The sequence below is a fragment of the Allobosea sp. 05L423 genome (assembly GCF_056397745.1).
This window is the reverse complement of the sequence record NZ_JBFTOA010000021.1, coordinates 1-21,790: the sequence shown is the minus strand read 5'-3', so window position 1 is coordinate 21,790 and position 21,790 is coordinate 1. Positions and strand designations below refer to the sequence as shown.

Sequence of the window (21,790 nt, the reverse complement as noted above, 5' to 3'; positions counted from 1 at the left end):
GGGCGCCTTTGCATGAATGTGCCTTCCGCTTGCGGGGGGATCGCAATTTTATGCGGGTCATCCGGTGAAGACGACAGTTTTCTTTCCGTTGAGAATGATGCGGTCCTCCAGATGGTGGAGGACGGCGCCCGCCAGGACGCGCCGTTCGATATCGCGCCCCTTGCGGACGAGGTCGTCGGGCGTGTCCCGGTGCGAGATCCGCTCGACGTCCTGCTCAATGATCGGGCCCTCGTCGAGATCGGGGGTCACATAGTGCGCGGTGGCGCCGATCAGCTTCACCCCGCGCTCATGCGCCTGATGATAGGGCTTGGCGCCTTTGAAGCCGGGCAGGAAGGAGTGATGAATATTGATGCAGCGCCCGGCGAGCTTGGCCGACAGCCCGTCCGACAGCACCTGCATGTAACGCGCCAGGACGACGAGGTCGGTCCGGGTTTCCTGGATCAGCCGCCAGATCTCCGCTTCCTGCTCCATCTTGGTCTGGCGGGTGACCGGCAGGTGATGGAAGGGCAGGTCGCCGAGGTCGGTCGAGGCAATATGCTCGCGCGCGTGATTTGAAACGACGCCGGTGATGTCCATCGGCAATTCGCCGATCCGCCAGCGGTAGATCAGGTCCGCCAGGCAATGATCGAACTTCGAGACCAGCAGCATGACGCGCTTCCTGCGGCTGGCTTCGTGCAGGCTGAGTTCCATCCCAAAGCGCTGGCCGAGCGCGGCGAGCGCTTCGGCGATGGCCTCGTGCGGCTGGCTGCCGTCGAGGCGGTTGAACACGACGCGCATGAAGAACCGGTCGGATTCGGTATCGTCGAACTGCTGGGCGTCGAGGATGTTGCAGCCGGCTTCGAACAGCAGGGTCGAGACGGCGGCAACGATGCCCGGGCGGTTGGGGCAGGAGAGGGTGAGGGTCGAGCTGAGATCGAGCATGGCTGACGCCGCCGGGCTGGCGGCCCTTTCAGGGAAACGATGAAGACAGGGAGAGAGGACGGCTGCGCGCGGCGCGCTGCCGTCAACCTCGGCCGGTCGCACGCCCGAAGGCGGCCGGTTCCGAACGACGCTGTGGCCGGGAAAGGGCCTGGGGTCTCGCGGTCGTCATGATCGTATGGGCTACATGGGCTCGCTGGTCGGGGACCATGCGGGATGAAACACCGCCTTCGGCGCTTTTTGTCAACGCAGGCTTCCGGATCGCCTTGACTCGCTCATGTCGAAAATGGAATGTTTATTCCATTGAGCGGGAGGCCTAAAAAATTCCTGCCGTTTTCCGGGAGCCAGCAGCCTTGCCGCAAACCAGTTCGTTCAGCCGTGACCTTCACGGCAAGGCGGCCATTATCACCGGTGCCAGCCAGGGCCTCGGCGAGGCGATCGCGCGCGAATTCGTCGGCCGCGGCCTCAAGGCGGTGCTGCTGACCGGGCGCAATGCCGCGCGCGGCGAGGCCGTGGCGGAAAGCCTGCGCGCCGAAGGCTGCGATGCCCGCTTCCATCAGGTCGATCTCGCCGATCTCGACGCCGTCAGGCGGATCGTCCCGGCCGCCGAGAAAGCCTTCGGCAGGCTCGACATCCTCGTCAACGCGGCCGGCGACACCGATCGCGGCACGATCTTAGACACCTCGCCCGCGCTTTACGAGCGCATCATGGCGGTGAATCTGCGCGCGCCCTTCTTCCTGATCCAGGACGCGGCGGAGCTGATGCGCCGGCACGGCATCGAGGGGGCGATCGTCAACATCCAGTCGATGTCGGCCCATGGCGGCCAGCCCTTCCTCTCGGCCTACAGCGTCTCGAAGGGTGCGCTCGCGGTGCTGACGAAGAACGTCGCCTATGGCCTGATCAAGGACCGCATCCGCGTCAACGGCCTCAATATCGGCTGGATGGCGACGCCGGGCGAGGATGCGATCATGAAGCTGCGCCACGACGCCAAGGACGGCTGGCTCGACGAGGCCGCCGCCGGCCAGCCCTTCGGCCGGCTGATCGATCCGCGCGAGGTCGCCAAGGCCGTGGCCTATCTCGCCTCGGCCGAGTCGGGGCTGCTGACCGGCGCCAACATCGATTTCGACCAGAACATTCTCGGCGCGCACGACTAGCGCTCGGGGCCCATTCGCGGCAGGACGACTGCCGGACGAGACCACAGGACTGAAGACGACCATGAAGATCGGATTGCTGGGCGCCGGCCGCATCGGGCGCATCCATGGGCTGAACGTCGCCGCGCGTGGCGATGCAGAGCTGGTCGCCGTCACCGACGCGATGCCGGAGGCTGCCGCTTCGCTCGCTGCCGCCGCCGGCGCGAAGGCGACGAGCACCGAGGCGATCCTCGCCGACGCTGCCATCGACGCCGTGCTGATCTGCACCCCGACCGACACCCATGCCGATCTGATCGAACAGGCGGTCTCCGCCGGCAAGGCGGTGTTCTGCGAGAAGCCGGTCGATCTCGACGCTGCCCGGATCCGCCGCTGCCTTGCGACGGTCGAAAAATCCGGCAAGCCGCTGATGATCGGCTTCAACCGCCGCTTCGATCCGAATTTCTCGGCGCTGGAGAAGCGTCTGCGCGCGGGCGAGGCCGGCGCGATCGAGATCGTCACCGTGATCTCGCGCGATCCCTCGCCGCCGCCGGTCGATTACGTCAAGCGCTCGGGCGGGCTCTTCCGCGACATGATGATCCATGATTTCGACATGGCGCGCTTCCTCCTGGCCGAAGAGCCGGTCGAGGTTTTCGCGCTGGGCTCCGCCCTGGTCGACAAGGCGATCGGCGAGGCCGGCGACGTCGACACCGCAGCTGTCGTCATGAAGACGGCCTCGGGCCGCATCGCCCAGATCTCGAACTCCCGCCGCGCGACTTATGGTTACGACCAGCGCATCGAGGTCCACGGTTCGAAGGGCATGCTGCGCGCCGGCAATATCCACGAGACCACGGTCGAGATCGCGACGGGGCAGGGCTTCCGCGCCGACCCGGTGCAGAACTTCTTCCTGGAACGCTATGCCGCTGCCTACCGCGCCGAGCTCGACGCCTTCATCGCCGCCTGCAACGGCAAGGCCGTGGCCTCGCCGACCGGCCTCGACGGGCTGAAGGCCCAGATCCTCGCCGACGCCGCGACCGAATCCGCGCAGACCGGCAAGCCCGTCCGCGTCGATCTGGAGTCCAAGTGATGGCTGGTGGTTCGATGACCCCGGCGGAACGCGACCTGCGCTATTACGCGGCGCTCGGCCTTGCGGCCGAGGCCAGCCATCTGGCCCTGGGCTATTTCAACAAGCGCGAATCCCTCGGCGTCACCATGAAGGGCGCGCAGGACTGGCTGACCGTCGCCGACGGCAAGGTCGAGGAATTCCTGCGCCAGCGCCTCTCCGTGCTGTTCCCGAACGATTCCGTCATCGGCGAGGAGGGCGGGGGCCAGGCGTCCGACGCGGTCTGGATTCTCGATCCGATCGACGGCACGGCGAACTTCGCCCATGGCGACCGCAACTGGTGCATCTCGATCGGCTTTCTCGCAGACCGGGTGCCCGAGATCGGCGTCGTCGCCGCGCCGGCGCTCGGCGAGGTCTACGCTGCCCGTCGCGGTGCCGGCGCGACCCTGAACGGCGATCCGATCAAGGTTTCCGCCGCCACAGACATCGCCCGCGCCTCGGTCGAGCTGGGATGGTCGACCCGCATGCCCGCGGCGAGCTATCTCAAGGTGATCGAACGTGGCTATGCCGCGGGGGCCGCGATGAAGCGCGGCGGCTCCGGCACTCTCGGCCTCTGCCATGTCGCCGACGGCAGCAGCGATGCCTATGCCGAGCTGCACATCAACGCCTGGGACGTGGCCGCCGGCATCGTCATCGCCGGCGAGGCGGGCGCCTCCATCAACGATTTCTTCGCCGGCGAGGGGATTGCAAAGGGCAATCCCATCCTGTGCTGCACGCCGGAACTGGCTCCCGTGCTCAGGGAGATCACAGGAATCGCTTAGCCGGCGCTGTATTTCATTGATCTTTCGCGGCCATTCGTCTCAGTTTCACGGCAGTCACAAGAACCGGACAGAGAAGCCGGGTTCTTCGATCAGGGAGGTTACCATGTCATCGAAATCCTGGCTCAGGGCCGGTCTCTTCGCCGCCCTCGCCACCGCGGCCTTCGCCGCGACCCCGGCCCGCGCCCAAGGCTCGCTCGTCATGTATTGCGGCGTGCAGGAGGAATGGTGCCGTGCCATGTCGACGGCCTTCGAGAAGGACACCGGCATCAAGGTCGCCATGACCCGCAAATCGGCGGGCGAGATCTATGCCCAGCTCAAGGCAGAGTCGTCCAACCCGCGTGGCGACATCTGGTGGGGCGGCACCGGCGATCCGCATCTCCAGGCGGCGGAGGAGGGGCTGACCCTCGAATACGAGTCGCCGAAGAACGCCGAGCTGCATAGCTGGGCGCTCGATCAGTGGAAGGCCGCCAAGCAGCGCTCGGTCGGCATCTACGCCGGCGCGCTCGGCTTCGGCTACAACACCGAGCAGATCAAGGCGAAGGGAATCCCTGAGCCGAAATGCTGGGCCGACCTGCTCAATCCCAAGCTCAAGGACGACGTCCAGGTCGCCGATCCCAACTCGTCGGGCACTGCCTACAACCTGCTCGCCACCGTCGTGCAGCTGATGGGCGAGGAGAAGGGCTTCGATTATCTGAAGCAGCTCCACAAGAACGTCAGCCAGTACACCAAGTCGGGCGCGGCGCCGGCCAAGGCTGCGAGCCTCGGCGAGACCGCCGTCGGCATCGTCTTCATCCATGACGCGGTGGTCTTCGCCGTGCAGGGCGACCCGATCAAGCCTGTCGCACCCTGCGAGGGCACGGGCTACGAGATCGGCTCGATGTCGATCGTCAAGGGCGCGCGCAATCTCGAGAACGCCAAGAAGTTCTACGACTGGGCCCTGACCCCGGCGGCCCAGGCGCTGGCCGCCCCGGCGAAGTCCTATCAGGTTCCGTCGAACAAGGCCTCGCCGGTGCCGGCGCAGTCGCCGAAGATGGATCAGATGAAGCTGATCAACTACGACTTCGTGAAATACGGCTCCTCGGCCGAGCGCAACCGCCTGCTCGCCAAGTGGGACAAGGAAGTCAAGGCGCTGCCGAAGTAAGGCGCGTCTCTCCGGCGTGTTTCCGGATGATCTCGGAAACACGCCGTCATCCCGGGCTTGACCCGGGATCCATGCCTGAACCTCCGCCGGATGCGCTCCGGCATGGATCCCGGATCTCCGCTTCGTTGCGTCCGGGATGACGCTGGGGGTTCGGGCGCAGGACAAGGGCTGGGCTCTGAAAGCCGGGGCAACCGGTTCGGGCCAACGGAAACTGTGAGGGCAGGGCAAGCATGGCACCGGCGACGCGACTCGTGCTGCTGATCGGCTGGCTCGGCTATGCGCTGATGCCCTGGTATCTCGTCGAGGGCATGAGCCTGACGAGCTGGGGCTGGCTCGGCGAATATCCGTTCGGCAAGGCCGGGAGCGCGCTGGCGCTGGCTCTTTCGGGCCAGACGCCCTGGCTTCTGCCGGTCGGCGTCGCGCTCGCGGCGGCGACGCTGTTCTGGGGCAGCCAGGACCGGCAGCGCACGGCGCGCGTTCTGGTCTGGGCGGGCCTGCTCGGCATGGTCCTGTTCTTCGCCCAGGCCTTCTCCATCGTCCTGAAGGACCAGGGCATTTCCTGGCTTGCCGCCCTGCTCGGCGGGGCCGGCGCCGCCCAGCGCGGCATCGGCGGCGGCGCCTTCCTCACGCTGCTGTCGCTGCTCTTCCTGCTCTGTCACGGCCTCGCCTATCGCGGGGTCTGCCGCGGCGATCTCTTCACCGTCTCGACGATCGGCCTCGTCATCCTGCTGATCGGCGTCTTCATCTTCTTCCCCGTCTCGATCATCCTGAAGAGCGCGCTGGTCGACCAGAGCGGCGCCTTCGCGCCCTCGGCCTTCATCGAGCGCTTCCTCGATTCCTCGATCTGGGGGCTGGGCTGCGTCACCAGCAACACCAATTGCGGCGTCGCCTGGAACACCCTGGTCCTCGCCGTGCTCTGCGGCGTCATCACCACGCTGCTCGGTCTCGCCTGCGCGCTGCTCATCCTGCGCACCGGCATGCCGGGCAAGCGCATCATGCGCGCGCTGACGGTGCTGCCGATCATCACGCCGCCCTTCGTCATCGGCCTCGCGCTGATCCTGCTCTTCGGCCGGGCCGGCGCCTTCTCGACGCTGCTCTACGAATGGTTCGCGATCCCGCGCTCGCGCTGGCTCTACGGCCTGCCGGGCGTGCTCCTGGCGCAGGTGCTCGCCTTCGCGCCGATCGCCTTCCTCGTGCTGATCGGCGTGGTGCAGGGCATCAGCCCAAGTCTTGAGGAAGCCTCGCAGACGCTCGGCGCCAAGCGCTGGCAGACCTTCCGCACCGTGACCTGGCCGCTGCTCAAGCCCGGCATCGCCAACGCCTTCCTGCTCGGCTTCGTCGAGAGCATGGCCGATTTCGGCAATCCGCTGGTGCTCGGCGGCAATTTCGAGGTGCTCTCGACCAAGATCTTCTTCGCGGTCGTCGGCGCCTCCTACAATCAGGGGCAGGCGGCGGTGCTCGCGATCGTGCTGCTCGCCTTCACGCTCGGCGCCTTCTGGGTGCAGCAGCGCTGGCTCGGCGGAAAATCCTACACGACCGTGACCGGCAAGGGCGATGCCGGCCTGCCGACGCCGCTGCCGCGCCGCATCACCTGGCTCTCCGTCGCCGTCATCGTGCCCTGGGTGGCGCTGACGCTGGTGATCTACGTCGTCATCCTGATCGGCGGCTTCGTCCGCAACATGGGCCGCGACTTCACGCCGACGCTGCAGCACTATCTCACCGGCTTCGCCATCGACTTCAGCAACGGCATCTACTTCCAGGGCTCGGCCTGGCCGTCCTTCTTCACCACGATCAAGGTCGCGGCGATCTCGGCGCCGCTGACGGCGGTGATCGGCCTACTCACCGCCTATCTGCTGACGCGCCAGCGCTTTCGCGGCCGCGGCGGGCTGGAATTCGCGACGATGCTCTCCTTCGCCATCCCCGGCACGGTGCTCGGCGTCGCCTATATCCTCGCCTTCAACGTGCCGCCGATCGAGATCACCGGCACGGGGCTGATCCTCATCATCGCCTTCGTCTTCCGCAACATGCCCGTCGGCGTCCGCTCCGGCATCGCCGGCCTGTCGCAGATCGACAAGAGCCTGGACGAGGCTTCGACCACGCTGCGCGCCCGCAGCTTCACCACGCTCTGGCGGGTCGTGCTGCCGTTGCTGAAGCCCGCGCTGGTCTCGGCGCTCGTCTATTCCTTCGTCCGTTCGATGACGGCGGTCAGCGCGGTGATCTTCCTGGTCTCGGCCGAGTACAACCTCTCCACCGCCTATATCGTGGGGCGCGTCGAGGCGGGCGAATTCGGCCTCGCCATCGCCTATTCCTCGGTGCTGATCGTCTTCATGGCGCTCGGCATCGGCCTCATCCAGCTCGGCGTCGGCGAGCGCAAGCTCGGCCGCCGCAAGCTCATCCCGCTGTCGAGTTCGGCTGCCGAGCCGCTCAAGCCAGGAGTAGCCGCATCGTGAAGGCCGGTCCCGCTTCCGTCGAGTTCCGCAACGTCTCCATGCGCTACGGCGCGGTGACGGCGGTCGACAATGTCAACTTCACCATAGAGGCCGGCCAGCTCGTCACGCTGCTCGGCCCCTCCGGCTGCGGCAAGACCACGACTTTGCGCATGATCGCCGGGCTCGAGATCGCCAGCGAGGGCCAGATCCTGATCGGCGGCAAGGACGTGACCAAGCTCTCGGCGGCTGACCGCGACGTCTCCATGGTCTTCCAGTCCTATGCGCTGTTCCCGCATATGAGCGTGCTGGAGAACGCGGCCTATGGCCCCACCGTGAAGGGCCTCGGCAAGGAGCAGGCGAAGCAGATGGCGCTGGAGAAGCTGGCGCTCGTCGGCCTCAAGGGCTTCGAGAACCGTTACCCGTCCGAGCTTTCCGGTGGCCAGCAGCAGCGCGTCGCAGTGGCGCGCGCCCTCGTGCTGGAGCCGCAGGTCCTGCTCTTCGACGAGCCGCTCTCCAACCTCGACGCCAAGCTGCGCCGCCGTGTGCGCGAGGAGATCCGCGAGCTGCAGCAGGATCTCAACCTGACCGTCGCCTACGTCACCCACGACCAGGAGGAGGCGCTTGCCGTCTCCGACCGCATTATCGTGATGTCGAATTCGCGGATCGCGCAGGAGGGCGCCCCGCGCGACCTCTACGAGCAGCCTTCCAACGCCTTCGTCGCCGACTTCATCGGCGACGCCAATCTGGTGGATGTCACGGTGAAGGCGGTGGCCGACGGCCGCGCCGATGTCGGAATCGGCTCCGCCACCGTGTCGCTGCCGGCGCGCGGGCTCGGTCCCGGCCCGGCCAAGGTGGCGATCCGGCCGGAATCGCTGCTGCTCGGCGAGACCGGTCTGGCTGGCTCCCTGCCGGGCACGATCCGCAAATGCGCCTATCTCGGCAATCACCTCGACATCATGGTCGAGACCGAGGTCGGCGAGCTTTTCGTGGTGCAGTATGGTGCCCGCGAGCTGCTGGAGCAGGGCGCTCCGGTCGCGGTTTCCTTCGCGAAATCGGGCGTGACGTTGATTCCGCCGGCCTGAAGGCCGCCAGACGCAGGAAATCGCTCACATATGCGGCAGGAATCTGCCGCATTCTCAGCACTTTCACTGCTTATATCTGTTGAGTTGGCTAATCAAAAACTGTTAGATTCAGCCTGTCATCGTCACCTGAATCGGGAAAAGACCGCACAAAAATGGCCACGGGCGAGAGCGCAACCAATATCCTGATCCATCTGGCCGGTGGCGTCGCGCTGCTGATCTGGGCGGTCAGATTGGTGCGAACCGGCGCGATGCGCGCCTTCGGCTCGCAGCTCAGGCATGCCCTGCAGAGCTTCACGCGCAATCGCTTCGCTGCGTTCGGCAGCGGCGTCGTCGTGACCATGGTGCTGCAGAGCTCGACGGCCACGACGCTGCTGGTCTCCTCCTTCGCCGGGCAGGCGCTGATCGGCTCGGCCATGGCGCTCGCGGTGCTGCTCGGCGCCAATCTCGGCACGGCGCTCGCGGCCTTCGTCATCTCGATGGATCTCGGCTGGCTCTGGGGCCTGTGCATCGCCATCGGCGTCGCCATGTATCTGTCGAGTGAGGCGATGGAGCGGCCGCGCAATATCGGCCGCGTGCTGGTCGGCATCGGCCTGATCCTGCTGTCGCTGATCGAGCTGAACACCGCGGCGGCGCCGCTCGCCCAGTCGCCGACCTTCCGGGTCATCCTCGGCGCCATCGGCAGCGAGCCGCTGCTCGCCGTCCTCGTCGCCGTCGCCGCGACCTGGATGGTGCATTCCAGCATCGCGGTCATCCTGCTGGTCGCGACCTTCGCCGCCTCCGGGCTGTTCCCGCCGGCGACCGCGCTGACGCTGGTGATCGGCGCCAATCTCGGCAATGCGCTGATCCCGGTGCTGGACCAGCTCGGCGCGCCCGCCGCCCAGCGCCGCGCCGCTGTCGGCAACCTGCTGACCCGTCTGTTGCTGGCGCTCGCGGTCATTCCCTTCGTCGGCCCGCTTTCGGCCTGGCTCACCAGCCTGCCGATGACCGGCCAGCGCTTCGCCATCGAGTTCCATGTCGGGCTGAATCTGGTCGGCGCGCTGATCTTCCTGCCCTTCGTCGGGCCGATCTCCGCCCTGGTCGAGCGCTTGATGCCTGGCAAGCAGGAGAAGGCGGAAGCCGTGGCGCCGCGCTATCTCGACCCCAACGCCCTCGACAGCCCGACCGAGGCGCTTGCCGGCGCGATGCGCGAGGCGCTGCGGCTGGGCGACCGCGTCGAGGCCATGCTGCGCGACACGATGACCCTGCTGGAGAAGGACGAACTCAAGCTCTCCCGCGCCATCGCCCAGGCCGATGACGGCGTCGACACCATCCACGAGTCGATCAAGCTCTATCTGGTCAAGGTCTCGCGCAACGAGCTGACCGAGGAGGAGAGCCGCCGCCTGTTCGAGATCATCACCCTGATCACCAATCTCGAGCATATCGGCGACATCATCGACAAGAACCTGCGCGAGCTCGCCGAGAAGAAGATCCGCAAGCGCTACGCCTTCTCTCCCGAGGGGCTGGCCGAGATCCGCGATTTCCATCAGCGCGTCGCCTCGGCGCTGGCGCTGGCGCTCAACGTCTTCGCGACGCGCGACCTCGTGCTCGCCCGCCAGCTCTTCGCCGACAAGGCGGCGATGCGCGAGGCCGAACGGCGCGCCACCGACAGCCATTTCCAGCGCCTGCGCTCGGGCCGGCCGGAATCGATCGAGACCAGCGCGATCCATCTCGACATCATCCGGGACCTCAAGCGCATCCACGGCCATATCGTCTCGATCGCCTATCCGATCCTGGAGAGCGCCAACGAGCTGCGCGAGAGCCGCCTGCGCGAGACCAAGGAAGCGGCGCGCAATCGCGAGACGCCGGCCGTGCTCATCCCCGCCCCGCATTCGGGCGGGTGAAGGTCGTCCGACCCCCTCAGCCCTCATCCTGAGGAGCAGCCGGAGGCTGCGTCTCGAAGGATGTTCGAGACAGCGGGGGAGCCTCCTGAAGCATCCTTCGAGACGCCCGCTCACGCGGGCTCCTCAGGATGAGGGCTGGAGGAAGCGCACGCTACCGCGGCGCGGCGAGGATGATCGCGGCCCCGGCGAGGCAGATGACGCCGCCTGTCAGGTCCCAGCGATCCGGCCTCACCCCTTCGACCGCCCAGAGCCAGCCGAGCGAGGCGGCGATGTAGACCCCGCCATAGGCGGCGAAGGCCCGCCCGGCCGCCGCGCTCTCGACCAGCGTCAGCAGCCAGGCGAAGAGCCCGAGCGACAGCATCCCCGGCAGCAGCCACCAGATCGGCTTGCCGAGCCTGAGCCAGCCCCAGAAGGCGAAGCAGCCGGCGATCTCGAAGAGTGCGGCGCCGATATAGGCGGCGATGGTCGGCATGGCGGTTCTGGTGGGCTTTTCGAAGCGAGGGCGCCAGTCTAAAGCGTTAAGCCTTCGAACGGAAACATGCCGTCATCCCGGACAAGCCGCGTGAGCGGCGCCGATCCGGGATCCATGCCGGAACATGTCCGAGGAACCTTCAGGCATGGATCCCGGGTCTTCGCTTCGCTGCGCCCGGGATGACGCGCCCAGATGAGAACAGGGCTGCGGTGGAAAAGCCGATACGTAACATCGCCATCATCGGCGCCGGCCCCGCCGGGCTGATCGCCGCCGAGCGGCTGGCCAGTGCCGGGCATCGGGTCACGATTTATGAGCGCATGGCCTCGCCGGCGCGCAAGTTCCTGCTGGCCGGGCGCGGCGGCCTGAACCTCACCCATTCCGAGCCGTTTGAAGCCTTGCTCGGCCGCTATCGCGAGGCGAAGGACTGGCTGGAGCCGGTGCTGCGGGCCTTCCCGCCGCAGGCGCTGCGCGGCTGGGCCGACGGACTCGGCGCCGAGACCTTCGTCGGGTCGAGCGGTCGCGTGTTCCCCCGTGCGATGAAGGCCTCGCCGCTGTTGCGCGCCTGGCTGCGGCGGCTGGACGGGCTGGGGGTGAGGCTGGCATCGGGCCGGCTCTGGACTGGCTGGGACGAGGCGGGAGCGCCGACCTTCAAACTCGCTTCCGACGAAACCGAAACGATCCGGCCCGATGCGGTGTTGCTGGCGCTGGGCGGTGCGAGCTGGCCGCGGCTCGGCTCCGATGGCGGCTGGGTGCCGCTGCTGGAAGGGCGCGGCGTTGCTGTCTCCCCGCTCCGGCCGGCAAATGGTGGCTTCACGGTCGCCTGGTCGCCGCTGATGCAGGAGCGCTTCGCCGGGCAGCCGCTCAAGCGCATCATCATTCGCTTCGGCGGCGAGGAAGCCGCCGGTGAAGCGATGATCGATGCGGATGGTATCGAGGGCGGTGCGATCTACGCGCTCTCGGGTCCGATCCGTGAGGCGATCATGCGCGCTAGCGTGGCCGAGATCACGATCGATCTGCGGCCCGATCTCGCGGTGGGCGATATCGCCGCACGCCTCGCGAAACGCCGCAAGGGCGAGACGCTGAGCAATCATCTGCGCAAGGCCGCTGGCCTCGCGCCCGTCGCTGCCGCCCTGATGCGCGAGTCGGCGGGGACCGCGCTGCCGACGGAGCCGGACAGGCTGGCGGCGCTGATCAAGGCGGTGCCGCTGCGCCTCGATGCGTCCATGCCGATCGCGCGCGCCATCTCGACGGCCGGCGGCATCGCCCGCGACGAAGTCGATGCCGGCTTCATGCTAAAGCGCCTGCCGGGCGTCTTCGTCGCCGGAGAGATGCTCGACTGGGAGGCGCCCACCGGCGGCTATCTGCTGCAGGCGAGCTTCGCGACGGGCGTGGCCGCGGCGGCTGGAATCGACGATTGGTTGCGCCTATCCGGCCCGAATGGTTGAACCTCGGCTTCCCCTCGGCGTTGCTTCAGCATGGAAGCAGGGAGTGTCGTGGGATGACCATGAGGGGAGCGGCTGCGATGCGGCATGTCGACCTCACGCCGCCTGAATCCGTCGCCAAGGCGGCCGCGAAGGGCCTGAGACTGCGCCAGAGGTTCAACCGCGGCGGGACGCAGATCGGTGTGGCCAGGGCCCGCGATCTCAGCCACCGCAGGCCCCTGAGCGAGGAAACCGTGCGTCGCATGGCGAGCTACTTCGCCCGCCACGCTGCCGACTGCCAGGCCAAGGGCTTCGGCGACAAGGACAATCCCTCGGCCGGCTGGGTCGCCTGGCTGCTCTGGGGTGGCGACGAGGGCCGCGCCTGGTGCGAGCGCAAGAAGGCGGAGCTCGACCGGGCCGACGAGGGAGGCGAGCAGAAGCGCCCGTGATGCCCGCTCATCCCGTGGCGCTCAGCCGGCGCGCGAAACTGCGCCCGCCATCTGCTGTCGAGATTTCGCCGACGCGCGCCAGCGGGATCAGGATGTCGCGTATGGCACGCTCGACCTTGCGGCCTTGCCGGAAGCGCGCGGCGATTCCGGCGGCGTCGAGCGCCGTCGCGGCACAGGCCAGGGCCGAGAGCACGCCGGCCACGCGCTCCACCGGGTCGGTCGGGAAGAGCGGCCGGCCCGCGCCTCCCGGCAGCGTCGCGACCAGCTCTTCCGCCTCGATCTGCTCGCCGCCTCGGCCGGCATCGCCGAAGCGCGGGCGCTGATAGTCCGGTCTCAGCCAGCGCACCATGCCACGCCCCTCTTCCTGCAGGCGCTGCCGGTTCAGGGCGACGAGCCGCGCCAGTACCTCCTCGCCCGCCAGATCGGCCGGCCAGCCATAGGCGGCGGCGACCGCGGCATCGATGGCGTCGTGATGCTCGTCGAGGATCAGCACGAGCCCGCGGTCGCGGATATCGCCTTCGGCCGTCGTCAGGGTGCGCCCGGCCCGGATCGCCTCGCGCACATTGTAGAGCTTGGTCAGGGTGAGATCGGGATGATCGGCCAGCACCTTTTTGCGCAGGGCATCCAGTTTCTCGGCAGGTCGGCGGATGGCTTCCTTCTGAAGCTCGGCCGCATCGGGGAAAGGGAAGGGGTCGAAGCAGCGGGATTTCGAGTAGCGCGGGCGATCTTCCAGTGTCGCGCCTTGCGCCAGACACCAAGCGACGTGGATGCGCGACGACAGCACGCCGAGATGGAACGCATCGGACAACGCCACCGCGACCAGCATGTTGTCGGGCAGGATCGACGCGTCGAGGAACTGGAAGACACGGTGCTTCGCGGTCTCGACCGTGGCGATATAGCGCTGGAGCGGGGCGAGGGCGGGGCGAATTTCATCGCGTGTTCGTCCGAAGAGCCACCATCGCGCTTTTATGTCGGCATCTCTGTTGCGATCCCGCTCCACCTTCACCGTCCGGAGCAGATGCTGATAGATCTCGGGGTACTGTTCCCGGACATGGTCGGACCGGAGTCCATGGAGATCGATGACCATCGCGCCTCGTGGGCGGGCCATGAGGTCGCGGCCGTTGCGATAGATGCGGATGTGCTCCTCCAGGCCCGCCCTGCGCCCGAGCCCGAGCGCTTCCGCTTGCTGGGGTGACACAATGAACCCCTTGCCGAACAACATCATGCCGCGTGAACTGAGCCCGACATTGGCCTGAAGGCCCATGGCTTGGCTCGTATCGGCTCCCACCGTCAGATCGGAATTGATCCGCCCCTCGCGCGCACTCAATTCGATCTGCGGTTGATCGGTGTCGAGAGCAGCTTCGGAGAGGGTTTGGCAGAGCCTTCCATGACGCTCGCCTGCCTGCGCCACCGTCATCGCGATGCGTACCGCGGCGGTGTCCTTGCCGGCCTTGGTCCAGGGATGGTCGGGGATCGCCATGACCAGCGAGAGCGGCCGTCGCGCCGTCAGATGCCGCTCGATCGTGCGGCGCTGGAAGAGTTGCGTGATCGAGTTGGTGGTGACGAAGCCGAAGCGCCGCAGGCGCGTGCCGGGCTCGGTCAACAATTCGGCGGCCCGGTTCCACCAGTACATCACGAAATCTGCGCTCTCGTTCATCTGCGGATGCGTCGCCCACAGCGCCTCCGCGTAGACGTCGGTGAGTCGGCTGCGCAGATCCTTGCCGCCGATGAAAGGCGGGTTGCCGACGATGAACTCGGCCTCCGGCCATTCCGGGCGGCGTGGATTCGGCAGGAACTCCCTGCCATTGCGCCAGTCCGGGATCGGCCAGTTGTCCCACGACAGAACGGCGTCACGTTTGTGGATGTGGTTGAGCTTTTCGAGGATCGGTTCCTTGGGAGCGAAACCGCGGGTGCGGAAATGCCATTGCAGATGACCGATCCAAAGCACGAGATCGGCAATGGCGACAGCGCGGCGATTGATCTCCATGCCGAGGAACTGGTGCGGACCTACCGCATGTCGCGCAAAGCCGCCGAGTGCTTCGGCACTGCCGAGCTCACTTGCGGCGTCGAGCACCTCGCCTTCGAGCTTCTTCATCAGCTCCTGAGCGACGTGCAGGAAGTTCCCGGTTCCGCAGGCCGGATCGAGCACGCGTGTCCGGCACAGGGCTTCGTGAAAGCTCTCGACCAGCGCCAGTGCCTTTTTCGCGTCGCCGCCATCGCGCGCCTGCTGGGCGGCGGCGAGCACCGCCCGCCAGTCGTCCCGCAATGGCCCGATCACCGTCTCGACGACGAGCCGCTCGACATAGGCGCGCGGCGTGTAATGGGCGCCGAGCCGGGCGCGCTCCTTCTCGTCCAGCGCCTGCTCGAGCAGCGTGCCGAAGATCGCGGGCTCGACCTCCTTCCAGTCGTGCTCGGCCGCGGCCAGCAATTCGCCGATCTCCTCGCGCCCGAGGGGGAATACCTGCGCATCCTCGTAGAGCTTGCCGTTGAAGCGCTTCATCCGCTCGCGCACCGAGGTCGAGTAATGCCCCTTGTCCATCGCCTGCCAGAGCTCCGAGACGAGCGGCAGGAAGGATTCGGGATCGTCGCGGCATTCGCGCAGCAGCGTCTTGAAGGCGTCCTTGCGGATCAGCCCGACATCCTCGGCGAACATCGTGAACAGGCAGCGCATCAGGAAGAGCGCGACTTCCTCCGGGTCGTGGGCGCGCTCCAGCGCTTTGGACACTGCCGCCAGCCTCTCGGCGATGGCACGGGTGACGCGCGCCGCACGGCGGGTCGGGTCGAGCGAGAGCGGGTCGGTCCAGACCATCGCGATGCGCTGGCGCACGGCCTCGTCGCGGAGATCGTTGAGATAGACGCGGTAGCTCTGCCGGTCTGGGAACTGGACGTAGTTCTTACCCTGCCCGGTGAAATCGGCGTAGAACTCGAAGCAGTGGCCGACGTCGCAGACGATCAGGAAGAGCGGCCAGCCATGCGAGGCCGGCAGGGCCTTGGCATAGTCCTCGGCCTGGCGCCTGGCGTTGAGCATCAGCACGTCCCAGGCGCGATCGGCGCCGCGCCGGCCGCGCGGCCCGGCCGGCTCCGCAAAGGGCAGGACCCCCTGCGCCGGCAATATCTCCTTCGCCTGTCCCTTCAGCCGGCTCTGCTTGGCTTCGAGGACGAAGGCACCCTTTCTGTAGAGGTCGACGCGCCCCGTGCTGTGCCCGCCCTGCCCGTCGGGAAAGCGCACGGGGTATTCGAAACGATAGGTCACCGCGCCGGAATCGCTGGTCGGCGGCTGCGGCGGCTCGACGCCGATCAGCCGGCAGAGCTCGCTGAGGAACTGCGCATAGGCGGCGCGCTCCGCTCCCTCCGAGACCCGCCAGCGGGCGATGAAGGTCTCGATTTCATCGCCCGCCGGCACGGACCTACCCCTCAATATGGTCCGTCCTTTTGGTTGTTCTCGGCCACTATATACAACTTAAAATAGCAAGATGCCCCCCTGTCAACTCCTGTCACCAATCGCGCGGGCGAGGCGCCGCACCCTCTCGCATCCACAGCCGTTCCGCCCCATATTGCGGCCATGCCGAAAAGCTCCGACACCACCGCGACCAAGCCGAAAGCCGCGAAGAAGCCGTCTTCGGCCCGCACGCCGAACTCCAAGGCGTCGAAGCCCGAGCTGAAGCCGCTCGAGGGCTATCTCGCCGATCTGCTGAACCCCGCTATCAACCGCGGCACGGCGGTGCCGGGCGGCGCCTCGGGCTTCAAGGATGTGCCGCAGGCCGGCTACGAGGTTGAAGCGCGCCCGGGCGATGACGATATCAGGCCGAAGAAGAAGCTGTCGAAGAAGGCGGATTCCGCCTTCGCCGGCGCCGAGGGGGCGGCGGCCGCGACCGCGACGTCGCTGCAGCATCTGCTCGAAACCGGCAGTCCCTTCATCGATCCGGGCAAGGCCTGGACGCCGCATCGCCCGCCGCGCCCCGAGAAGTCGGAAGGCGGCATCGCCTTCACGATGAAGTCGGACTTCTCCCCGTCCGGCGACCAGCCGACCGCGATCGCCGATCTCGTCGACGGCATCCGCCGGCAGGAGCGCGACCAGGTGCTGCTCGGCGTCACCGGCTCGGGCAAGACCTTCACCATGGCGAAGGTGATCGAGGAGACGCAGCGCCCGGCGCTCGTCCTCGCCCCCAACAAGACGCTGGCGGCGCAGCTCTATGGCGAGTTCAAGAGCTTCTTCCCCGACAACGCGGTCGAGTACTTCGTCTCCTATTACGACTACTACCAGCCGGAGGCCTATGTCCCGCGCTCGGACACCTATATCGAGAAGGAATCCTCGATCAACGAGCAGATCGACCGCATGCGCCACGCCGCGACGCGCTCTTTGCTCGAACGCGACGACGTGATCATCGTCGCCTCCGTCTCCTGCATCTACGGTATCGGCTCGGTCGAGACCTATACGGCGATGACCTTCTCGGTGAAGCTCGGCGAGCGCATCGAGCAGCGCCAGCTCATCGCCGATCTCGTCGCCCTGCAATACAAGCGCACCCTCGGCGATTTCGCCCGCGGCACCTTCCGCGTGCGCGGCGACGTGATCGAGCTGTTCCCGGCGCACTATGAGGACCGCGCCTGGCGCATCGGCCTGTTCGGCGACGAGGTCGAGAGCATCAGCGAGTTCGATCCGCTCACCGGCCAGAAGACCGGCGAGCTCGAATTCATCAAGGTCTACGGCAATTCGCACTACACCACGCCGCGCCCGACGCTGACCCAGGCGGTGAAATCGATCAAGCAGGAGCTCAAGGCCCGCCTCGACGAGCTCAACCGCATGGGACGCTATCTCGAGGCGCAGCGGCTCGACCAGCGCTGCACCTTCGACATCGAGATGATCGAGGCCACCGGCTCCTGCAACGGCATCGAGAACTATTCGCGCTATCTCACCGGCCGCAAGCCGGGCGAGCCGCCGCCGACCCTGTTCGAATACCTGCCCGACAACGCGCTGGTCTTCACCGACGAGAGCCATGTCTCGGTCCCGCAGATCGGCGCCATGTACAAGGGCGACTTCCGCCGCAAGGCGACGCTGGCCGAATACGGCTTCCGCCTGCCCTCCTGCATGGACAACCGGCCGCTGCGCTTCGAGGAATGGGACGCGATGCGGCCCCAGTCGGTGCATGTCTCGGCCACGCCCGGCAGTTGGGAGATGGAGCAGACCGGCGGCGTCTTCACCGAGCAGGTCATCCGGCCCACCGGGCTGATCGACCCGCCGGTCGAGATCCGCCCCGCCAAGCACCAGGTCGCGGACCTGCTCGACGAGGTCAAGGAGGTCACGCAGAAGGGCTACCGCACCCTCGTCACCGTGCTGACCAAGCGCATGGCCGAGGACCTCACCGAATACCTGCACGAGAACGGCGTGCGCGTGCGCTACATGCACTCGGACATCGACACGATCGAGCGCATCGAGATACTCAGAGACCTCAGGCTCGGCACCTTCGACGTGCTGGTCGGCATCAACCTGCTGCGCGAGGGCCTCGACATCCCCGAATGCGGCTTCGTCGCCATTCTCGACGCCGACAAGGAGGGCTTCCTGCGCTCCGAGACCTCGCTGATCCAGACCATCGGCCGCGCCGCCCGAAACGTCGACGGCAAGGTCATCCTCTATGCCGACCACATCACCGGCTCGATGGAGCGGGCGATGGCGGAGACCAACCGCCGCCGCGAGAAGCAGGTCGCCTATAACGAAGAGCACGGCATCACGCCGCAGACGGTGAAGAAGAACATCGGCGACATCCTCGGCTCGGTCTATGAGCGCGACCATGTCACGGTCGACAAGGGGCTGGTGGCGCCGGCCTCGGGCCACAACCTCAAGGCCGCGATCGCCGATCTCGAGAAGCGCATGCGCGAGGCCGCGGCCGACCTCGAATTCGAGACCGCCGCGCGTCTGCGTGACGAGATCAAGCGCCTGCAGGCGACGGAGCTGGCGATCTCGGACGACCCGCTCGCCCGCCAGAGCGATGTCGAGGCCAGCGCCGGCAAGTACAAGGGCGAGCGCAGCTACGGCTCCAGCGCCAACCTGCCGCCGACAAAAGCCTCGCCGGCAGGCGACGGCGTCTACAAAAGCCGCGCCCGCAAGCCGACGGACGAGGACATGGGCCCGCATAATCTCGGCGGCGGCGAAGGCCGGCCGAAGCGCGGCGCGGCGCCCGAGCCGCTGACCTCACGGGTGCGGAAGCCTACGCTGGACGAGATGGGGCCGGTGCCGGAGTCGCGGCCTAAGGGGGCGGCGGAGAGACGGCGGCAGAGGTAGCTTGCGGATGCTAACACCGAATTCCCGAATTGCAGTAGGGATGAGTTAGCTGTCCGTTCTCGGCTGAGCCCTTTCCGCCATCGCGGACTCGTTGAATGTGATCGTAAGAAACTGATCGAGTTGGATCTAGGAGACCTTTGCAGATCGGGCATTTTACGGATTTTTTTAGAGATTCTTTGATGTATATAGAGGATTTTGTGTCGTCTGAAAAATTTGAAGACGTAGCTTTTTCTTTTAAAGCTAGTATCTTACCTTCTGAATTCGGAACTATTACAGATACAAGGTCTTCAATTTTGAATTTTTTCCCTAATTTAAGATTTTTTACCATGTAATCGATCATGTCGGATGCTCTTTCAAATCTATTTTTGCTTCTAGCTATTTGAAGAGATTGAGTGATAAGTGATTTATTGGCTATAATAAATTTCTCTATATCTGATCTATGGTCAGAGAAATCTCGGAAAAATTGGTCATTGTTATTTGATATATGCTTTTTGAAGCATAGAATCATTCCCAAAAGAAGGTCGGGTATGTGGCGTCCTCTTTCAGAATAAAAGTAGACGGCAGGGTGAAGGCCGAGGCTGCCAGAATCGTTCCCGGAAATCCGACTCATTACCGAAATTGTGTTTTTCAGAACACTGATAGTTTTGCTTCCATCTGAGTCTTCGTCGAATTCATCGATGGGTTGGCGGGTTGTTCCTTGTTTTGCACTTGTTATTGAAATTATATTCATAAGTAATTCTAGGGCATTGAGCGGTGATTTCGTGCCGCCGATAGGTAGGTCGAGCGTCTTGATGGGAATATTTATTTCAGGGGCGAAGAAATTTTGATGGAGTATCTTCGCTTGAGTTTCGATTTTTTCTCGAGTCTCGTCAGGGAATTTTGACCAGTATTTGTGGCCGGTCGCGGCTCTGACGACAGAACGAGCCGCAACCGCAATCGATCTAGTGCGGTTTCGCAAGAGTAACTCTTCCGAAGCGTCCAGGGGGTTCCTTGCGTATTGATCTTGAAGAACGAGCTCTCAGCTTTGTCGGCGTCGCCATTTACCCACTGTAGAGACAATGAGCGCGTTGCCATATTACGCGCGCGCGCTACCCGCTCCGGCGTGTGGGAGCTTTGATTTACAAGGGCGTCTTTAACTAAAGTGTACTTTCCAACGGTTTTTTCTACTTCTCTTCTTGTTTTATCTGCTGTCTTTTTTTGAGAAATAGAAATATTATTGGAGAAGTATTTTAGGGAGATCGGTCCGTCGCCGTAGTCGTCGTTGATCCAAGCTTTGAGCGCGCTGATTCGATGCCCGCCATCGATAACAAAAACGTAAGACTCAGACTGCCAAAGAATTATGGACGGGACTAATTCATTGTCTAGAAAGCTCTCTAGAAAACTGACAACCTGTTTTGTCGTCCAATGATTTGTTTCTCTTTGGAAATCCGGCTTTCTTAGCAGCGGGACTAGCATTCCGTTGCTTCCAAGGCTCTCTATAGAGAGGGCCTTGATAGGCTCCGCAGAAGACATTGGCGGGCCTTTAACTGCAAAATCATCGCGAGCAATCATTGCGTCTAAAATAACTGTATCAGGCATTCGGTGAGCGCCTCCCCAAGAAAAACGAGCATGCCGCAGTTCCGATGTAAAGAGGCAGCTTACTCAATAAAGATGCTCAAAAATGCCATCGCCATGACCGTCCCCTCCACCTTCGTCCACGCCTCGCGCGATTTCGAACGCTTCCTGCTCGATGCGCGCGATGAGCTTGGGCTCGGCACCACGCATCAGAGCTATGCGGCGGTGCTGGCCGTGCTGGTCACCTTCCGGGCGCGATTGACGCCGGCGGAGGGCGTGACCTTCGCGAACGCCCTGCCACCGCTGCTCCGTGCCATGTTCCTGCAGGGCTGGAACACGGCGCAGCCGCCAAAACCCTTCGCCGACCGCGCGGCATTGACGCGCGAGGCGATCGGCCACCGCCACGACCACACGCTCCTCCCTGAAACCGGCATCGCCGATGTCGCCCGCGCCCTGCGCCGGCATGTCGAAGCGCAAGCCTTCGAGCGCGCGCTGGACGAGCTGCCGCCGGGCGCGCGGGAGTTCTGGGCGGTGGTATAGGGCCCCCGCGCTGACGCGTGAAACGCGGGGAACCCCTCTCTCGGATGGGAGAGGGGCAGGGGTGAGGGAGCGCCGCTGATCGTCAGCCGAAACGGCTCCGTTGCGCCTTCTGCGGCAACGGCACACGCCTCATCCGGCGCTCCGCGCCACCTTCTCCCCTCCGGGAGAAGGAAAGGACGGCGAGGTTCGGGAGCCTCACCGTCATGCTCGGCCTTGTGCCGAGCATCCACGTCTTGCGACGTTGCTGATGGGCGGACTCCTCGAGACCAAGCGGACGTAGCGGCCTGCAAAGACGTGGATGGTCGGGACGAGCCCAACCATGTCGGCGGAGGGGCCATCGCCTATCCTCCCGCCATGACCGTCTCTTCCGCCTTCGTCTAAGCCTCGCGCGATTTCGAACGACCTCGATGCGCGCGCTGAAGTGAGGCGCGGGGAACCCTTCTCCCGTGTGGGAGAAGGGCAGGGATGAGGGACTGCTGCTGCCGATGAAGGCTCTACCTATCCGCCTATTGCTGTGCGGATGGTGGCGAGGACATCGTCCCGGCTATCCATGACCTCGGCATTGCTGAAGCGCACAAGCTTGAACCCGTGCCGCTCGATTTCCGCGGTCCTTGCC

Annotated in this window: 17 protein-coding genes; 11 read left to right on the top strand and 6 right to left on the bottom strand. The window is 65.4% G+C overall.

What is annotated here, in order from left to right; translation table 11 throughout:
- Positions 1-57 precede the first annotated feature (57 nt).
- The gene (gene purU / locus AC1DNE_RS26385) at positions 58-921 is read right to left on the bottom strand and encodes a formyltetrahydrofolate deformylase (RefSeq protein ID WP_476767311.1); all 864 of its coding nucleotides are present in this window, start codon (positions 919-921) and stop codon (positions 58-60) included.
- A 350-nt stretch (positions 922-1,271) separates the two neighbouring features.
- On the opposite strand from purU, the gene AC1DNE_RS26380 reads away from it, so the two are divergent.
- The 7 genes from AC1DNE_RS26380 to AC1DNE_RS26350 all read left to right on the top strand — a co-directional run bounded on the left by AC1DNE_RS26380 (position 1,272) and on the right by AC1DNE_RS26350 (position 10,461).
- A complete protein-coding gene (locus tag AC1DNE_RS26380; protein WP_441473410.1) occupies positions 1,272-2,072 on the top strand; it encodes an SDR family oxidoreductase in 801 nt (266 codons plus the stop codon).
- Positions 2,073-2,133: 61 nt separating this feature from the next.
- Positions 2,134-3,132, top strand: coding sequence for an inositol 2-dehydrogenase (gene iolG / locus AC1DNE_RS26375; RefSeq protein ID WP_441473409.1), 999 nt, complete (start codon positions 2,134-2,136; stop codon positions 3,130-3,132).
- Positions 3,132-3,929 (top strand): inositol monophosphatase family protein, encoded by a 798-nt coding sequence (locus AC1DNE_RS26370; RefSeq protein ID WP_476767312.1) that lies wholly within the window; start codon positions 3,132-3,134, stop codon positions 3,927-3,929. Before iolG ends, AC1DNE_RS26370 begins: the two co-directional genes overlap by 1 nt.
- A gap of 103 nt (positions 3,930-4,032) precedes the next feature.
- On the top strand, positions 4,033-5,070 hold the full coding sequence (locus AC1DNE_RS26365; RefSeq protein ID WP_441473407.1) for an ABC transporter substrate-binding protein: 1,038 nt from the start codon (positions 4,033-4,035) through the stop codon (positions 5,068-5,070).
- A gap of 230 nt (positions 5,071-5,300) precedes the next feature.
- Positions 5,301-7,520: an ABC transporter permease gene (locus AC1DNE_RS26360; RefSeq protein WP_441473406.1), complete on the top strand. Its 2,220-nt coding sequence runs from the start codon at positions 5,301-5,303 to the stop codon at positions 7,518-7,520.
- Positions 7,514-8,581, top strand: a complete 1,068-nt coding sequence (locus tag AC1DNE_RS26355; protein ID WP_441473451.1) for an ABC transporter ATP-binding protein — start codon at positions 7,514-7,516, stop codon at positions 8,579-8,581. The genes AC1DNE_RS26360 and AC1DNE_RS26355 overlap by 7 nt, the downstream gene beginning before the upstream one ends.
- A 152-nt stretch (positions 8,582-8,733) precedes the next feature.
- The gene (locus AC1DNE_RS26350; protein ID WP_441473405.1) at positions 8,734-10,461 is read left to right on the top strand and encodes a Na/Pi cotransporter family protein; all 1,728 of its coding nucleotides are present in this window, start codon (positions 8,734-8,736) and stop codon (positions 10,459-10,461) included.
- Between the two features lie 151 nt (positions 10,462-10,612).
- On the opposite strand, the gene AC1DNE_RS26345 is transcribed toward AC1DNE_RS26350, so the two are convergent.
- Entirely contained in the window at positions 10,613-10,933 is a 321-nt protein-coding gene (locus tag AC1DNE_RS26345; protein WP_441473404.1) for a YnfA family protein, read from the bottom strand.
- Between the two features lie 179 nt (positions 10,934-11,112).
- Between AC1DNE_RS26345 and AC1DNE_RS26340 the strand changes: the two genes are divergently transcribed.
- Both AC1DNE_RS26340 and AC1DNE_RS26335 read left to right on the top strand, forming a co-directional pair.
- The gene (locus tag AC1DNE_RS26340; protein ID WP_476767313.1) at positions 11,113-12,378 is read left to right on the top strand and encodes a TIGR03862 family flavoprotein; all 1,266 of its coding nucleotides are present in this window, start codon (positions 11,113-11,115) and stop codon (positions 12,376-12,378) included.
- A 53-nt stretch (positions 12,379-12,431) separates the two neighbouring features.
- Complete coding sequence (locus tag AC1DNE_RS26335) at positions 12,432-12,803, top strand: hypothetical protein (protein ID WP_476767314.1); 372 nt, start codon at positions 12,432-12,434, stop codon at positions 12,801-12,803.
- Between the two features lie 7 nt (positions 12,804-12,810).
- Here the strand turns inward: AC1DNE_RS26335 and AC1DNE_RS26330 are convergent, their stop codons facing one another.
- Positions 12,811-16,206 (bottom strand): class I SAM-dependent DNA methyltransferase, encoded by a 3,396-nt coding sequence (locus tag AC1DNE_RS26330; protein ID WP_441473401.1) that lies wholly within the window; start codon positions 16,204-16,206, stop codon positions 12,811-12,813.
- 159 nt (positions 16,207-16,365) lie between these two features.
- Here AC1DNE_RS26330 and uvrB point away from each other — a divergent pair, with 159 nt between their 5' ends.
- On the top strand, positions 16,366-19,080 hold the full coding sequence (uvrB, locus tag AC1DNE_RS26325) for an excinuclease ABC subunit UvrB (protein WP_476841275.1): 2,715 nt from the start codon (positions 16,366-16,368) through the stop codon (positions 19,078-19,080).
- Positions 19,081-19,090: 10 nt separating this feature from the next.
- Here the strand turns inward: uvrB and AC1DNE_RS26320 are convergent, their stop codons facing one another.
- Together AC1DNE_RS26320 and AC1DNE_RS26315 are read right to left on the bottom strand one after the other, a co-directional pair.
- Complete coding sequence (locus AC1DNE_RS26320) at positions 19,091-19,810, bottom strand: HNH endonuclease (RefSeq protein ID WP_476767316.1); 720 nt, start codon at positions 19,808-19,810, stop codon at positions 19,091-19,093.
- Between the two features lie 71 nt (positions 19,811-19,881).
- Positions 19,882-20,658: a GmrSD restriction endonuclease domain-containing protein gene (locus tag AC1DNE_RS26315; protein ID WP_476767317.1), complete on the bottom strand. Its 777-nt coding sequence runs from the start codon at positions 20,656-20,658 to the stop codon at positions 19,882-19,884.
- Between the two features lie 93 nt (positions 20,659-20,751).
- Between AC1DNE_RS26315 and AC1DNE_RS26310 the strand changes: the two genes are divergently transcribed.
- The gene (locus AC1DNE_RS26310) at positions 20,752-21,174 is read left to right on the top strand and encodes a DUF2267 domain-containing protein (RefSeq protein WP_476767318.1); all 423 of its coding nucleotides are present in this window, start codon (positions 20,752-20,754) and stop codon (positions 21,172-21,174) included.
- A 498-nt stretch (positions 21,175-21,672) separates the two neighbouring features.
- Here AC1DNE_RS26310 and AC1DNE_RS26305 read toward each other — a convergent pair whose 3' ends face one another.
- Positions 21,673-21,774: a DUF559 domain-containing protein gene (locus AC1DNE_RS26305; RefSeq protein WP_476767146.1), complete on the bottom strand. Its 102-nt coding sequence runs from the start codon at positions 21,772-21,774 to the stop codon at positions 21,673-21,675.
- Between the last annotated feature and the right edge of the window lie 16 nt (positions 21,775-21,790).